The sequence below is a fragment of the Antarcticimicrobium sp. genome (assembly GCF_029212575.1).
Lineage (GTDB): Bacteria > Pseudomonadota > Alphaproteobacteria > Rhodobacterales > Rhodobacteraceae > Antarcticimicrobium.
The window spans coordinates 1-15,050 of record NZ_JARGPK010000020.1 but is presented as its reverse complement, the minus strand read 5'-3'; the positions used below and the strand labels follow the sequence as shown (position 1 = coordinate 15,050).

At 64.9% G+C, this 15,050-nt stretch carries 13 protein-coding genes, 1 tRNA gene and 1 pseudogene; 3 read left to right on the top strand and 12 right to left on the bottom strand.

Annotated features, from left to right (window positions below; all coding sequences use genetic code 11):
• Window positions 1-35: 35 nt before the first annotated feature.
• Genes P1U75_RS03695 through P1U75_RS03665 form a run of 7 tightly spaced genes read right to left on the bottom strand, consistent with a single transcriptional unit; the run spans window position 36 to window position 6,518 of the window.
• On the bottom strand, window positions 36-968 hold the full coding sequence (locus tag P1U75_RS03695) for an AEC family transporter (RefSeq protein WP_300239961.1): 933 nt from the start codon (window positions 966-968) through the stop codon (window positions 36-38).
• A gap of 40 nt (window positions 969-1,008) precedes the next feature.
• Window positions 1,009-1,815 (bottom strand): MBL fold metallo-hydrolase, encoded by an 807-nt coding sequence (locus tag P1U75_RS03690; RefSeq protein ID WP_300239959.1) that lies wholly within the window; start codon window positions 1,813-1,815, stop codon window positions 1,009-1,011.
• Window positions 1,815-2,633, bottom strand: a complete 819-nt coding sequence (locus P1U75_RS03685; protein WP_300239956.1) for a TatD family hydrolase — start codon at window positions 2,631-2,633, stop codon at window positions 1,815-1,817. The genes P1U75_RS03690 and P1U75_RS03685 overlap by 1 nt, the downstream gene beginning before the upstream one ends.
• A 46-nt stretch (window positions 2,634-2,679) precedes the next feature.
• Window positions 2,680-3,798, bottom strand: coding sequence for a DNA polymerase III subunit delta' (locus P1U75_RS03680; protein ID WP_300239954.1), 1,119 nt, complete (start codon window positions 3,796-3,798; stop codon window positions 2,680-2,682).
• On the bottom strand, window positions 3,795-4,421 hold the full coding sequence (tmk, locus tag P1U75_RS03675; protein ID WP_300239951.1) for a dTMP kinase: 627 nt from the start codon (window positions 4,419-4,421) through the stop codon (window positions 3,795-3,797). The genes P1U75_RS03680 and tmk overlap by 4 nt, the downstream gene beginning before the upstream one ends.
• On the bottom strand, window positions 4,418-5,617 hold the full coding sequence (locus tag P1U75_RS03670; RefSeq protein WP_300240057.1) for a D-alanyl-D-alanine carboxypeptidase family protein: 1,200 nt from the start codon (window positions 5,615-5,617) through the stop codon (window positions 4,418-4,420). The genes tmk and P1U75_RS03670 overlap by 4 nt, the downstream gene beginning before the upstream one ends.
• A complete protein-coding gene (locus P1U75_RS03665; RefSeq protein WP_300239948.1) occupies window positions 5,601-6,518 on the bottom strand; it encodes an SPOR domain-containing protein in 918 nt (305 codons plus the stop codon). The genes P1U75_RS03670 and P1U75_RS03665 overlap by 17 nt, the downstream gene beginning before the upstream one ends.
• A 226-nt stretch (window positions 6,519-6,744) precedes the next feature.
• Here P1U75_RS03665 and P1U75_RS03660 point away from each other — a divergent pair.
• Window positions 6,745-6,834: transfer RNA gene (locus P1U75_RS03660), tRNA-Ser, on the top strand.
• 310 nt (window positions 6,835-7,144) lie between these two features.
• Here P1U75_RS03660 and P1U75_RS03655 read toward each other — a convergent pair.
• The 5 genes from P1U75_RS03655 to P1U75_RS03635 form a co-directional block, all read right to left on the bottom strand.
• Window positions 7,145-7,861 carry a hypothetical protein gene (locus P1U75_RS03655; protein ID WP_300239945.1) on the bottom strand — a complete coding sequence of 239 codons (717 nt, stop codon included), beginning with the start codon at window positions 7,859-7,861 and terminating at the stop codon, window positions 7,145-7,147.
• A 75-nt stretch (window positions 7,862-7,936) separates the two neighbouring features.
• Entirely contained in the window at window positions 7,937-9,199 is a 1,263-nt protein-coding gene (locus P1U75_RS03650) for an adenylate/guanylate cyclase domain-containing protein (RefSeq protein ID WP_300239942.1), read from the bottom strand.
• Entirely contained in the window at window positions 9,196-9,585 is a 390-nt protein-coding gene (locus tag P1U75_RS03645; protein ID WP_300239940.1) for a response regulator, read from the bottom strand. Before P1U75_RS03645 ends, P1U75_RS03650 begins: the two co-directional genes overlap by 4 nt.
• Window positions 9,586-9,594: 9 nt before the next feature.
• The gene (locus P1U75_RS03640) at window positions 9,595-13,161 is read right to left on the bottom strand and encodes a PAS-domain containing protein (protein WP_300239937.1); all 3,567 of its coding nucleotides are present in this window, start codon (window positions 13,159-13,161) and stop codon (window positions 9,595-9,597) included.
• Between the two features lie 585 nt (window positions 13,162-13,746).
• On the bottom strand, window positions 13,747-14,073 hold the full coding sequence (locus tag P1U75_RS03635; RefSeq protein WP_300239935.1) for a helix-turn-helix transcriptional regulator: 327 nt from the start codon (window positions 14,071-14,073) through the stop codon (window positions 13,747-13,749).
• 145 nt (window positions 14,074-14,218) lie between these two features.
• Here P1U75_RS03635 and P1U75_RS03630 point away from each other — a divergent pair, with 145 nt between their 5' ends.
• On the top strand, window positions 14,219-14,935 hold the full coding sequence (locus P1U75_RS03630; protein WP_300239934.1) for a DEAD/DEAH box helicase: 717 nt from the start codon (window positions 14,219-14,221) through the stop codon (window positions 14,933-14,935).
• A 31-nt stretch (window positions 14,936-14,966) separates the two neighbouring features.
• A pseudogene (locus tag P1U75_RS03625) lies at window positions 14,967-15,050 on the top strand (IS6 family transposase); the annotation flags it as partial.

Genomic DNA, 15,050 nt, shown 5'->3' with positions numbered 1-15,050 from the left:
GGCGAGGCAGCTTGACGCAGTTTGGCCCGGCGCCCTTATCCCAGCACGTAAAGCCAGAGCCAGACGGTAAACAGCGAGGCGCCGGTGGCGATCAGCACCGAGGAGGCGGCGACGCGCTTGGCCCGGCCATAGATGTTGGCGAAGATATAGGCGTTGACCCCCGGCGCCATCGCCGAGGTCAGCACGCCCGAGCGGAACAGGTCCGGCGGCACCGACAGGCTGCGGCCCAGGGTCCAGGTGATCGCCGGGTGCACCAGCAGCGCCAGCACGCAGACCATGAGGATGGCGCGCAGGTCGCCCTCCGGCCGGTACTGCACCAGCACGCCGCCCAGCGCGAAGAGCGCGGTGGGAAGTGCGGCCCGGATGATCAGCGCCAGCGCATCCTCGACGGTGCCGGGCAGGGGCAGGCCGGTGAGGTTGACGACGAAGCCCAGCAGGATCGCGAGGATCAGCGTGTTGCGGAACATGGCCGTCAGCACCGCGCGCGCCATGCGGCCGCCGCCGTTGCCGCGATTGCGCACGATCTCCATCGCGGTGATGCCGACGCCATAGCAGAACGGCGAGTGAAAGGCGATGATGGCATAGTTGCCGACAAGGTTGTCGGGCCCGTAGGCGCGCTCGGTGATCGGCAGGCCCATCAGCACCGAGTTGGAGAACAGGCAGGCAAAGCCGATGGCGATGCAATCCTCCCACTCGCGTTGAAAGAACACGCGCGCGCCAAGGATGCCCAGGCCGAAACAGGTGAGCGCCCCGGTGTAGAAGCTGATCAGCAGGCGTGGGTCGAACCCGGCCCTCAGGTCGATATGCGAGATCGCCGCGAACAGCAGGCAGGGCACCGCGAAGCTCTGGGCAAAGCGCATCAGCCCGTCGATATGGCCGCTGGCCAGATACCCCGCCCGGGTGGCGGCATAGCCCGCGCCGATCACCAGGAAGACCGGCAGGATGACGTCAATCAGGGTCTGGAGCATCGGGCGGGCGCCTGCGGGCGGGGCTGGGGGGTGCCTCGGGTCACGGCGCGGGGGCGGGCAGGCGGATCACCATGCCGTCATGGGCCGGGGTGATGTGATCCGGGGTTTCGGCCGCGACCGTGTCGTAATCCAGGTCGATATGCATGTTGGTGAGCACGGCGCGTTTCGGCCCGGCCCGCGCGATCCACTCCAGCGATTGGGTGAAATGCGAATGGGTCGGGTGCGGGCTGCGGCGCAGGGTGTCGAGCACCCAGACATCGAGCCCCTGCAGTGCCTCCCATGCCTTGTCATAGATCTCGGCCACGTCGGGCAGATAGGCCAGCCCGCCGATGCGGAACCCCAGCGCGTCGATCGAGCCGTGGCCGACGCGGAACGGCAGGAACGGGATCGGGCCACCGGGGCCGTCGATCTCGAACGCGCCCTTGATGGTGCGCAGATCGAGGATCGGCGGATAGGGCGAGCCCTCGGGCTGGACGAAGGCATAGCCGAACCGGCCCAGCAGCGCCTCTTGCGTGTCGCCGTCGGCCCAGACCGGCACCCGGGCACGCATGTTGAACACGATCATGCGCAGGTCGTCGATGCCGTGCATGTGGTCGGCGTGGGAATGGGTGTAGACCACCCCGTCAAGCCGCCCGGTGCGGGTGTCAAGCAGTTGGTCGCGCATGTCGGGGCTGGTGTCGATCAGCACGCTGGTGGTGCCCTCCGGCCCGTCGCGCTCGACCAGAAGCGAGCAGCGGCGGCGGCGGTTGCGCGGGTTCTCAGGGTCGCAATCGCCCCAGTGCCCACCCAGCCGTGGCACCCCCCCCGAGGAGCCGCAGCCGAGGATGGTGTAGCGCAGCTCTCCCATCACGCGACCGCCCGGTTGGCGGCGGCCTTGGTAAAGAGGCGGTCGAAGTTGCGCTGGGTCTGCGCCGCGAACTCTGCGTAACCGAGGCCGAACACCTCGGCGCCGACGCGGGCGGTATGGGCGGCAAAGGCGGGTTCGTTGCGCTTGCCGCGATGTGGCGGCGGGGCAAGGTAGGGGGCGTCGGTTTCCACCAGGATGCGGTCGAGCGGGGCGGCGGCGAAGATCCCGCGCAGCTCTGTCGATCTGGGGAAGGTGGCGATGCCCGACATCGAGAGGTAGAACCCCAGGTCGAGCGCCGCCGTTGCCAGCGCGGCAGACGAGGAAAAGCAGTGCATGACGCAGGAATAGGCGCCGTTGCGGTGTTCCTCGGCGAGGATGCGGGCCATGTCGTCATCGGCGGCGCGGGCGTGGATGATCAACGGCAGCCCGGTCTGGCGGCACGCCTCGATGTGCAGGCGCAGGCTTTGCTGCTGCACCTCGGCGCTTTCGGCGGTGTAGTGGTAATCCAGCCCGGTTTCGCCGATGCCGACGAATTTGGGGTGATTGGCCAGCGCGACGAGGTCCTCGACCGTGGCCATCGGCTCTTCGGCCGCGCTCATCGGATGGGTGCCGGCGGCGTAGAACACCGGGTCATGCGCCTCGGCGATGGCGCGCACGGCGGGCTCGTTGCGCAGCCGGGTGCAGATCGTCACCATGCGGGTGACGCCAGCGGTGCGGGCGCGGGCGATGATGGTGCCGATCTGCCCCTCGAAATCGGGAAAGTCGAGGTGGCAATGGCTGTCGGTGATCTGCGGCTGGATCTGAGTGGTCTCGGTCATCGGCTTCTGCTCGGTTCCTGCGCGCCGCTGCCTCCCTGGGCCGGGCTCAGCCCGCGGCGGTCTTCTGCATCTTGAAAACCGTATCTAGGACAAGGGCGGCAGGGTCAAGGTTGACCGCCCGTCCGTGGCGGCTGCGGGCGGTGATCTCGGCCGCCGCATCGGCCCAGGCGCGGGCGCGGTCCGGGCCGGGCGAGAGCCGGGCGAGGATCTCGGCCTCACCGCTGGCCGCCTCCGGCACCGGGGGCTGGCCGGTCGCCCCGGTGCGGGCCAGCCGCACCAGCGCGGTGTCGATCAGGTCCAGCAGCAGGTCGAAGCGGTCGGCCGCGCCGCGCTGGGCGGCGGCCTCGGCCAGCGCCAGCGCGCGTTGGCGGTCGAGCCGGGGCAGGCTGTTCAGCACCGCCATAAGTTCGGCATAGATCCGCAGCCCGCCCAGGGCAGTGAGCCGCAGCGCCGCGCCGACCGAGCCGGCGGCCAGCGCCGCGAGATGCTCGGCCTGCTCGGGCGGTTCGGCCCCGGCCTGTTCCAGCGCGGCACGCATGTCCTCGGGCCCGAGCGGAGACAGGCGCAGGGTGCGGCAACGCGAGCGGATTGTCGGCAGGAGCCCCGAGGGCCGGTGCGAGATCAGCAGCAGCGTGGTGCGCGCGGGCGGCTCCTCCAGCATTTTCAACAGGGCGTTGGCCGCGCTCACGTTCATCTCGTCGGCGCAATCCACGATCACCACGCGGCGCCCGCCATCGGCCGCCGAGAGCCCGAAGAAGCGGTTGAGCGCGCGGATGTCGTCCACCACGATCTCGTCGCGCATCCGCCCGGTTTTCTCGTTGACGCTGCGGGTGATGCTGGCCAGCCCGGGATCGGAGCCGGCCAGCAGCCGGTGCGCGACCGGATGCTCGGGGTCCACGTCCAGCGTTTCGGGCGGGGGCGGGGCGCCGAACAGCCCGTCATCTTCGGCGTCGGGCGTGGCCAGCAGAAAGCGCGCGATGCGCCAGGCCAGCGTCGCCTTGCCGACGCCGCGCGGGCCGGTCAGCAGCCAGCCGTGATGCAGCCGCCCGGCGTTGAAGGCCGACAGGAAGGCGGCCTCGGCGGCGTCCTGTCCGAACAGCCGCGCGGTCTCGCGCGGATGCGGCGCGCCTTCGATCTGGTCGGGGGGCGGGAGTGTATCGGTCATGCCAGTGCCTCGCGCACGCGGGCCAGCACGTCGCGCGCCACCTCTGCCTCGTCGCGGGCGCCGTCGATGACGCGGAACCGGGGGGCGAACTCCTCGGCCAGGGCAAGGAAACCGGCGCGCATGCGTCGCTGCAACTCGGGGCCGAAATCCTCGAACCGTTCCTCGTGGCCCTGGCGGCCCTTGGCGCGGGCCAGCCCGGTGTCGGGGTCGAGGTCGATCAGCAGGGTCAGGTCCGGCTCGCGCCCGATCATCAGCGCGTGCAACTGGTCAACCAGCGCGCGCAGATCGCCGCGCGAGAGGCCCTGGTACATCCTTGTGCTGTCGGCGAACCGGTCGCAGATCACGATTTTTCCGGCGGCCAACGCCGGGGTGATGGTGCGTTCCAGGTGGTCGCGGCGGGCGGCGGTGAACAGCAGGATCTCGGTTTCCGCCGACCAGCGGTCCGGATCGCCCTCCAGCACCAGGCGCCGGATCTCCTCGGCGCCGAGCGAGCCGCCGGGTTCGCGGGTCAGCACGACCTGGCGCCCCTCGGCGCGCAGCGCCTCGGCCAGGCGGCGGGCCTGGGTGGATTTGCCGGAGCCGTCGATCCCCTCGAAGGTGATGAAACGCCCCGGCGCGCTCACATCGCCTCCGCGGGGCCGCTGAGGAACCGGGCGATCAGCGCCTTGGCCGCGGTCTGCACCCGCACCAGGAAGCCGCCGACCGGAACGTCGCGCGCGGCCACCAGCGGATGGCGCACCTCGGCCAGCCCGCCGGGGGCGAACACCAGTTCGGCCAGTTGCTGTCCCCTGGCGACCGGCGCGTGGATCGGGCCGCCATAGATCACCTCGGCGGCGATCTCGGACCCGGCGAGCGCGGGCAGAATGGTCTTCACGTCCTCGGTTGCCACCAGATCTACCTCTGGCTCGCGTCCCATGAAGACCGGGGCCCGAGCGACCGGTGTTTCGGCGGCGAGGACGGTCTTTTCGGCAAATTGGCGAAACGACCAGTTAACCACGGCCTCGGCCTCGTCGGCGCGCGCCTCCTTGCTGGCGAGGCCGGAGATCACGAAAATCACCCGGCGGTCGCCTTGCCTGGCGGATCCGACCAAGCCGAAACCGGCCTCCTGGGTGTGGCCGGTCTTGAGCCCGTCGGCGCCGATCCCCAGCCCCAGCAGAGGGTTGCGGTTATGCGTGTTCGAGGGGGCGCGGCCGTCGAAGGCAAACTCGGTTTCCGAGAACAGCGGGTAGTATTCGGGGAAATCGGTGATGATGCGGTTGGCCAGAACCGCCAGATCTTTGACCGACATCAGGTGCCCGGCGGCGGGCCAGCCGTTGGAATTGGCGAAGGTCGAATTCGCCATGCCGATCTGGTGTGCCCGCTCGGTCATGTAGCGGGCAAAGCCGGCCTCGGTGCCATCGGGGCTCAGCGCCTCGGCGATTACCGCGCAGGCATCGTTTCCGCTGAGCACGATGATGCCGCGCAGCAGATCCTCGACCCGGACCCGGTCGGTGGTGTCGAGGAACATGGTCGAGCCCCTGTAACTCATCGCGTGCTGGCTGACCGGCAGCCGTTCGTCCAGCGTCAGCCGCCCGTCGCGCAGCGCCTCGAAGGCGACGTAGAGCGTCATCAGCTTGGACATCGAGGCCGGCGGCCGCGGCTGATCCGCATCCTTCGACAGCAGCACCGTGCCGGTGCCGACATCGAGAACATAGGCCGCGCTGCCGCGCGTCTCGAAGGCCAGCGCGGGCAGGGCGAACAGCGTGGCGGCCAGCGCGACAAGGGTCAGGCGCAGCGCCCCGGCGACCCGGGACAGGCGGGGGTCAGTTGGTGACGGCATAAGCATCCGAGAATCCGGTTTCCTTCACTTTCTTCAACAGGGCGGTGCGTTCCGACTTGTTCCGCGCCGGGCCGACGACGACGCGCCAGAACTGCTTTCCGTTCAGCTGCTGTTCGCGGACGGTGGGCACCATGCCGGAACCGCGCATCTGGTCGGCGGTCCGCTCGGCGTTGGCCTTCACGCTGAAGATGCCGATCTGGATAAAGGGTTTGTCCAGCGCGGATGGCTTCTGCTTGGCGGGCGGGGCCGCGGCCGGTTTCGCGGGTTCGGGCGTTTGCTTGGCCTTCGGCTTTGTTTTCGGTTCGGCGGCTTCGATCGCGGCGGCCGCACCGGCGACCGGGTCCAGCGTGCTCTGCTCGACATCGGCGGGGGCCGCGGGGGCGTCTTGCGCCTTGTCCTCGGGGTCGGGCTCCGGTTCCACGGTTTCGCGGCGCAGCGCCGTCACGTTCAGCTTGACCGGCGCGCCGGCCAGCATGCCCAACGCCGCGGCGGCATCGGAGGAGGCCTGGATACGGGGGCCCGGAATCGCGCGTTCCCGGCGGAACAGCGCGCCGATCACGAATTTGCCGTTGGCGGAATTGCGGATGATCACGCGCTCGGGATCCTTGACGTCCGGGTGCGCGACCCAGACCCCGCCGAGCGATGGCCGCCCGTCCCAGAGCCCGGCCTCGGTCACCTGGAACACCTCGGGGGCCTCTACGTCGCGCTCGACCAGCTTGGTGCGGGTGTCGGGCGCCGGCGCACTCTCTTCCGCTGCGTCCTTGGATTGCAGGAAGCCCGGCACCTGCGCGCCCTCCTCGCAGCCGGCCAGCGCCCCGGCGGCCCCCAGCAACAGCGCGAGGCGCAGGCCACGGCCAGTTGTACAAAACCGGTGCCCGATCGCACGAAATACTCGATCCATCGTCATGTTCCTTGCCTGTCGGCGGGCCGACGCCCCCAAGCGTGCGCGCGTCGTCCCGTGCCGGTTGTCCCGGTCGTGCAGCCGCCCCACCCGCCGGCGGGCCGCGGCCGTTGCGCGGATCATAACGCGGCGGCGGCGGTATGAAAAGTACGGCGCTGCGAGCTCGGCAAGAATTCCCCCTTGGGCCTTGCCTGAGCCTGCCGCGCGGCTTACACCCCGCAATGCCGGGGAGGTGGCAGAGTGGTCGAATGCGGCGGTCTTGAAAACCGTTGAGCGTGAGAGCGTTCCCAGGGTTCGAATCCCTGTCTCCCCGCCACCCACCTTCCGGTATTCCCCTGATCACGACGCTCCCGCGATTTTTGCCCGGGTTTTCGGGCGGTTGCGGGTTGACCTCTTTTGGAGAGACGCCTCGGAGCAGCGCGAAACAGGCAGTTTGCGGGCGCAGTCTCTGCGAGGCAGGTTCGGGGGTTCGGTTTTCGGCCCCGGGCCGGTGATTAACAGGGAATTTACAGGGAAACCGCATCCTGCGCGCGGTTGCGTTTCGGCCGCTGAGTGAACAGACTCGCGCCGCGGGCGACCCTCGGGAAAGAGAACGGTGCGCGGCGCGGAGGGATTTCGACGACTGATCAGGCGGCGGGAAGACCGAAGAGGTGGTCCTGTTCGACCCAGTCGAGGGGGATGGGTTTGGCGAGGATGCGCTTGAGGGTGACGTCCGGCGGCAGGGTGCCGGCGAGGATGGCGGCCTGCAGTCTTGGGGAGAGGAAGGCGAGCTGCGCCCGGGTGCGGATGAAGGATTCGGAGTGTCCGCTCTTGCGGGTGATCCCGGATATGGGGGTCCCGGCATGAAGGTCGCGGGTCCAGGAATGGGCGGCGGCCAGGGTACGCAGCAGCACCGGGTCCGGGGCCGGGGCGAGCGTGCCACTGACGATGCGTGTCTCGACACCGCGACGGCGCAGCGTCAAGGGGGACGCGAATGCGACGGCGCCGGCAGAGAGGGTACCGGCGGCAAGGCCGAGACCGTCGGTCAGGGCGCCCTCGTCGCAGGTGACGTGCAGGCTGGTGCGGGTCACGCGGACCTCGGCAATCAATGGCGCGGCCGTCGCCGGTATCCTGCGCAGGGTGTCGGTCAAGGTGTCGACGCGTGCTTCGAGGCTGAGGGCTGCCACTGCGTCCGGGGTTTCAAGCAGGCGATGCGATTTGACCAGCGCCTTCAAATGGTCTGCCAGGCTGTCGGCGACGACCCGCTCAAAACTCGCGGCGGGCAAGCGCCAGCCGGAGGGGTCGGGCCCGCCCGATATCAGGCGGTTGGAGACATAGTAGCGGTGGCGCCGGCCGTTCTTCACGGTGTGGGTGGGGGTGAGGCGATCTCCGGTCTCATCGCGAAGCTTGGCAGAGCTTTGCGCAGGCGGTCTGGGGGTCTACTTGCCAGAGATCTCGACGATCGTGTCCGTCGCCCCGCCAAGAGCGCGCTGCAAATGAAACAATGTCAGCGGGTCGTCGGGGAGTTCCGCCATCAGCGCGGCCAAGGATTGTTTTGCCGCAGGATCGCCTGAGGCAAGTTGCGCATAGGCTTTCCGGTAAGCTTCCATCTGGCCTGAAGCCCCGATCTCTGGCGGCAGGGGTTCGAAAGACTCCAGGCTTTGCAACTTGCCGGGCAACAGCAAAAAGCCCGCCGGGCGGCCGGAGAATTCGGCTATATTACCTGCGACGCTGACGCCGACGCATATCCGGGTACCCAGGACCTTGTTGGCGCTTTCCAGCCGGGCCGCAGTGTTCACCGCGTCTCCATACGCGGTGTAGTCAAAAAACGACTCGCCGCCGAAATTGCCGATGATCGCTTCGCCCGAATTGACTCCGATCCGGGTGGTTCCCAGCGCGATACCGCGCGCGTTCCAGTCGGATCGGAATTCTTCCGCGAAGGCATCGATTTCCAGCGCGCTCTTGACCGCGCGCGCGGCGTGGTCTGATTGTGCCACCGGCGCCCCGAAGGTCGCTTGAACCGCATCGCCGATGATTTTCATTACAGTGCCGTCATTGGCGAAAACGATCCTGGCGACTCCGTCGATATAGCGGTTCAGCAATTCGACGATGATATCGGGGTCGGTCGATTCGACCAGCTTGGTGAACCCGGTCAGGTCGGTGAACAGAAACGTCGCCTCACGCCTGTCACCGCCGGGTTTCATAAGATTGGCATCCTGTGCCAGAGAATTGACGACGCTGGGCGAGAAATACCGCGACAGCGTGGCCCGTGCCAGTTCGGCTTCGGCTTTTTCTCGCTGCAGGGTGCGAAATTCGTCGAGATGCAGAAGGGTCTTGCGAATGGTCGCTTCGAGGTCATCGAATTCGATCGGCTTGGTCACGAAGTCAAAGGCGCCGCGGTTCATCGCGGTGCGGATGTTGTCCATGTCGCCATAGGCGGAAACGACCACCGTCTTGAGCTCGCGGTGCAATTCGTCGAGATGGGTCAACAGGGTCAGGCCGTCCATTCTGGGCATGTTGATGTCGGACAGCACCATCAGCACGTCGCGGTCGGTTTCCAGCAGGTCAAGCGCTTCTTGCCCGTCGTGCGCAAACACGAACTCCATCTCCTTTTTGCGGATTTCGCGGCGAAACTTCTGGGTCACCAATGCCTCGACATCGGGTTCGTCGTCGACCACCAGAATGCGGACCGGCGCGGTCATGGTGCGGTCCGGTCGGCCAGGCCGGCCAGTTCCGATTTCAGATCGGCGAAATCGACCGGCTTGGACACCAGCCGCGCCGCGCCGCGCCGTCGCGCCTCGGTTTCGGTGCCGGCATCGCCATAGGCGGTGATCATGATCACGGTAAGATCCGGCGTTCTTCGTTTTACCACGTCCAGCAGGTCCAGGCCGGTCATACCGGGCATGTTGATATCGGACAGAACTGCCATCACCTCGGGCGAGGTTTCGTCCTGCAAGAGTTGCAACGCTTGGTCGGCGCTTTGTGCGAACAGGAACTCATAATCCTTCCTGCGAATCTCGCGGCGGAAATTCTGTCGGAACAGATGTTCCGCGTCCGGTTCGTCATCGACCATCAGAACCTTGAACATCGCTTCCCCCTAGCGATCAGCGGCTGCGGTTTGAAACGGAACCGATATGCAGAAAGTCGTGCCTTCGCCCGGAACCGTATCAAAGCTCAGGTCGCCGCCATGCTGTTTTATGATATCGAAACTCATCGACAGGCCCAGACCGGTGCCTTCGCCGGTCGGTTTGGTCGTGAAAAACGGGTTGAACACCTTGTCCTGCACCTTGGCCGGAATGCCGCCGCCATTGTCGGACACCTTGACCAGATAGCGACCGTCCTGCCGGGCCGTCGCGACAGTCAGCCGGGCCGGATCGCCGCCGGATCTCTCGCGTTTGACCGCCTCGTACATGCCGTTCGAACAGAGGTTCAGGATCACCCTTTGCAGATCCTGCGGCAGGCATTCGACCCGCCCCACCGCGTCCGACAGATCAAGCTGCAGGTCGATGTTGAAGCTTTTGTCGGCGGCGCGGGCGCCGTGATAGGCAAGGTTCATCGCCTCCTGGGTCAAGGCATTCAGGTCCACCGACTGCTTCTCGGTGGATCCTTCGCGCGAATGCAGCAGCATGTTCTTGACGATGCTGTCGGCCCGGCGCCCGTGCTGGTCGATCTTCAGCAGGTTCTCTTTGACGGTGGCGATCAGGTCCTCGGCTTCTTCGCGATCATCATCGCCCAGCCTAGCAATCGGCGCTTCCAGTACTTCGGCCAGTTCGTCCATCATCTCGGCCGACAGCTTGGCGAAATTGTTCACGAAGTTCAGCGGGTTCTTGATCTCGTGGGCGATGCCGGCGGTCAGTTGCCCGAGGCTGGCCATCTTTTCCGCATGAACCAGCGACGCCTGCGCGGTCTTCAGATCGTCCAGCGCCTGTTCGGCGGCTTCCCTGGCCAGGGAAATCTCCGCCTCGCGGTTCTTCAGGTCGGTGATGTCGAAATAGGTCAGCATGCGGCCGCCGTCGGCCAGCGCGACGCACTGATAGCTCAGCACCATGCCGTCGGCCCGCTCCACCACCTGCGGGGCGATATCGCCGGCCCGGATGCTGGCGATACGGCCTTGCAGCCATTCGTCCCAATCCTCGGGCGCCACCGCATAGATGCCGTTGTCCTTGTTGAATTCGAGCAGTTCCTGCATCGTCGGGTTCCGGTCGATGAAGTTTTGCGGAAAGCCCCAGATCCGTCGAAACGCCCGGTTGGCGATGCGCGCGCGCAGTTCGGGGCTGGCGCTCATGAACAGCACGCCATAGTCGATATTGTCCAGCACGGCGTTGAATTCGGCCAGTGCCGCGTTGAGCGAGTCCTCGGCCTGTTGGCGTTCGGTGATATCCGTGTAGGTGGCGACCATCCCACCGCCTTCGATCGGGTTGCCGACGATTTCGATGATCCTGCCATCGGGGCGGGTGCGTTCGAACCGATGCGGTTTGAACTGCCGGCTCAACTCGAGCCGGTTGCGCACCTGTTGTTCGACGTCTCCGGGGCCGTATTCGCCGCGCTCGGCATTGAAGCGGAACGCCTGTTCCATGGTGAACCCCTGCTGAAACTTCTCGGCCGGAAACTCCATCAGTTCCAGGAACTTCTGGTTCAAGGTCATCGTGTTCAGGTCGCGATCGACCATGGTGATGCCCTGGCCCATGTTTTCCAGCGTCGATTTCAGGATCGTCGACTGTTTCTCGATCTCAAGCTGCTTGGTCTTCAACTCGGTCACGTCGGTATAAATCGACACGATGCCGCCGTCGCGGGTGCGGTGGTCGGTGATCTGAAGCCAGGTGCCTTCGATGAACTGCTCGCGGCTTTCACCGCAGGCCTTCAGCCGTTTTTCGGCGATTGCCGCAAGGTAACCCGCAACGTCGCCGTCCGACTTGGGGAACAGCCCGCGCTCCAGTCCGGCCGCGATGATGTCGGTGAATTTGGCACCGGGCATGACCGCGTCGCCGAGCGCGGCAAAATACTCGCGATACCTGGAGTTGCCGATGACCAGCCGGTCGTCAGCATCCCACAGGGCGAACCCGGATGAAATCGCCTCGATGGCTTCTTCGAACCGCTGCCGGGCGGCCTGGGCCTCGTCTTCGCGGCGCTTGAACTCGGTGATGTCGGTATAGACCGACACCCGGCCGCCGTCCGGCATCTGGCGTTCGTTCAGCAGGATCCATTTTCCGTTCGCCAGTTCCAGTTCCCATCGTGCGACCGGCTTGGCCCAGGCCTCGGTGCGCGCCTTGATCCAGGCATCGACACCGTCTGGATGCGGCTTGAACATGCCCAGATCATAGCCGTCGCGGATCATGTCGAAGAACGAGCGTCCGGCGACGATCACATCCGACATGTCGGCGCCGCTCGCCGCATCGCGGAAAATCTCGACATAGCGGTCGTTGAACATTTCAACCCGGTCGTCGGCGTCGCTCAGCAGGATACCGTCCGAAATCGTTGCCAGCGACGCCATCAGCCGCGATCGGGTCCGCTCCAGTTCGACCTGGGCATCGCGAATGTCGGTGATGTCGCGCACCGCACCGACCAGACGCACCACGCGACCCTGATCGTCGCGCACCCCGACGCCGCGATCGCGCACCCATCTGTGCCCACCCCCCTTGGCGCGGACCCGATAGTCCATCTCGACCGCATCGGACTGCTGCTTGAAATGTGCCCTGATCGCGGCGACGTAGTCGGGCAGGTCGTCCGGGTGCAGCCGGTCGGCCCACATCCTCGACGGGCCTCTGTTGACCTCGAAGTCGAACAGCCGGGTCAGGTTGGCAGAGAGAAAAACCTCATCGACGTCGACATTCCAGTCATAGATGCCGTCACTGGTGGCCTGCGTCACCAGACCATAGCGTTCCTCGCTGGCGGCCAGGGCCGCATCCTTTTCGACGCGCTCTGTAACGTCGCGCACAGCCGCGACCAGTCTCGTGACCCGCCCCGCGTCATCGCGGATAGAGGTGCCGTGATCGGACACCCAGCGCCAACCACCGGAGGCATCCCGCAGCCGGTACTCGCAGCGCCAACGGGGTTGCTCGCCCGCAATGTGCCGCGCCAGCGCCGCCTTGTATCGCTGCAAGTCGTCCGGATGAATGATGTCTTCCCAGGACCAGTTGCGCGTTCCGTCCGTCCGGAAATCCCGTCCCAGCAAGTCTTGCAGCCGTTCCGATGCAAAAAACCGGTTCGCGTCGATGTGCCAGTCGTAGATCGCCTCCTCAGCAGCCTCCGAGACCAGCGCATAGCGTTGCTCGCTGGCCCGCAACGCTCGATCAGCGCCTCTCTCGGCGGTGCAGTCCTGGTAGGTGATGACCAGCCCGCCGGCTGCAGTCCGGCGATAGCGGATTTGCAGGATCTGACCGCTGGCCATTTCGCGTTCCAGTTGGCGGTCGCCGGCGGCAGAGATCTCGGCCATGCGCTCGGCCACCTGGGCGTCGGCTGATCCGGGGCCGAAATCGCCCCGCTCTGCGTTGAACCGCAGCAGGGTCTGCAGGCTTACCTGCGCGACGCAAAGCGATTCCGGGTATTGTCGCAACGAACGAAAGGCGGAGTTGCAGAAGGAAAGCCGCATATCTGGATCAAAAATACCGACGCCGACACTTAACAGTTCCAGCCCTTCTTCGGCGCATCCGGTTGTGATCGACATCTTGTTTCCTCGGACCCTGGCTGGACAGTAACAGATTTCCGCCCGATGAGGTTCGACTATTTGCTCGGGAGGCTCGGCACGATTTCCTCTTCTTGCCTGGGCGCCCGTCTGAAGCTGGAAATTCTGCGGCTACGAATACAGTTTAATATATATAACAACGTGTTAGATGGCAGAGAAGGTTGTCTTTCAGGCCCATCCGCTCCGCCACAAACCATTCGCGAACCCGAGACGAGGTCCCAGTGTGGGCCTTTTTTCTTTTTGGTTCAAAGGGGTTTAACGAGGCCATCCGACTTTCGGAGACTGGCCGTTGGCCCGAAATCGGTCTCCGAACGTCCCGCGTCTCTTTTCACCCGCCCTTCACCCAAATCGAGACGCATTCATAAATGTCCTTCTTTTCAGATGCTTGCCGAAAATGGATTGCGCCGCAGTTGAGGCAGGTGCGACCGCTATCAATGCGAACTAGAGACACTCGAAGGCGGCGTGGTTGTGCGGGGTAGTGCGAAAGTCTGAGTTGTCGGTGGCTTTGCTATTTAACAGGGTAAGGCGCGATTACGTAACCATTTGAGAGATGGCCCCCAACCGCACTCACTCAGTCAGAGTCTCACGGAACTTCTTGAACGCCGCTACTATCCTTTCCGCATCATTTGTCGACTTGCGTAAATCATCTGGAATTTTGCCAGCAAGGACGAATAGGTACCCCTCATCCACATTGAGCACGGTGGCAAACTCACGGATGAGATGATCAGAGGTTGGGCTTCGTCGATCGTGCTCGATATCGTTTAGGTACTGAGGTGATATCGAGCCACCAGCCTCTTCTTTCATCACTCGCTCTGCGAGCTTTTTCTGGTTTAGACCGAGTACCTTGCGGGCCTGCGAGATCGCCTCCCCAAATGTCACACCGCTGGCAGACATGACCGGTCCATCGCTTATTCTCCCTGTCAATCCGCTTGTTAGCGGATGTGCGAACTGTTACGCATTATTTTCAAAAGGATCAACAGCGAAGAAGGCGGCTCGCCCATTGGAGAGTGGCCGTTCGTGACCAAGACAGGATTGATGAGTGACTGATCACGCCGATGCGCTCGGACTTCTCAGGCAGGCCCTCGGCGATGCCACCGCGCAGTTTCGCGATGGGCAATGGGAAGCCATTGATGCCCTAGTCAACAGGCGAGAACGACTGCTCGTCGTTCAGCGTACTGGGTGGGGAAAGAGCTCGGTATACTTCATTGCGACGCGCATCATTCGCGTCCGTGGGCGTGGTCCGACGCTTATCGTATCTCCACTCCTGGCCTTGATGCGGAACCAGATTGAAGCGGCAGAACGCCTCGGAGTTCGCGCGCTCACGATCAACTCGACCAATCGAGAAGCCTGGCCTGAAATTCAGCGTGCCGTTCGGAATGGCGAGGCGGATGCGCTCCTTGTTTCACCTGAAAGACTTGCAAACGAGGAGTTCGTTTCGAACGTCCTGCTGCCGATTGCAGATCAAATTGGTTTGCTTGTGGTCGATGAGGCGCATTGCATCTCTGACTGGGGCCATGATTTTCGCCCGGACTATCGACGTCTCGTCAACATCCTGCAGCGCATGCCTGCCAACGTTCCGATCCTAGGTACTACCGCCACAGCCAACAATCGCGTGGTCGACGATGTTCAAACGCAACTTGGTGACATCGGTATTCAGCGTGGAAGCCTGATGCGAAGTAGCCTCGCCCTACAGACCATCCAACTGCCGACCCAGGCCGAACGTTTGGCCTGGCACTGTCAGACAAACCGGGCTTGAGGCCGGGAGGGTGGTCTCGTAGCTTTCATTGATGACCAGACGATCGCCCTTTCGCTATTTCAAAACGAGCCCCGAGATCATCCGCCTGGCGGTGATGATGTACGTCCGCTTTCCG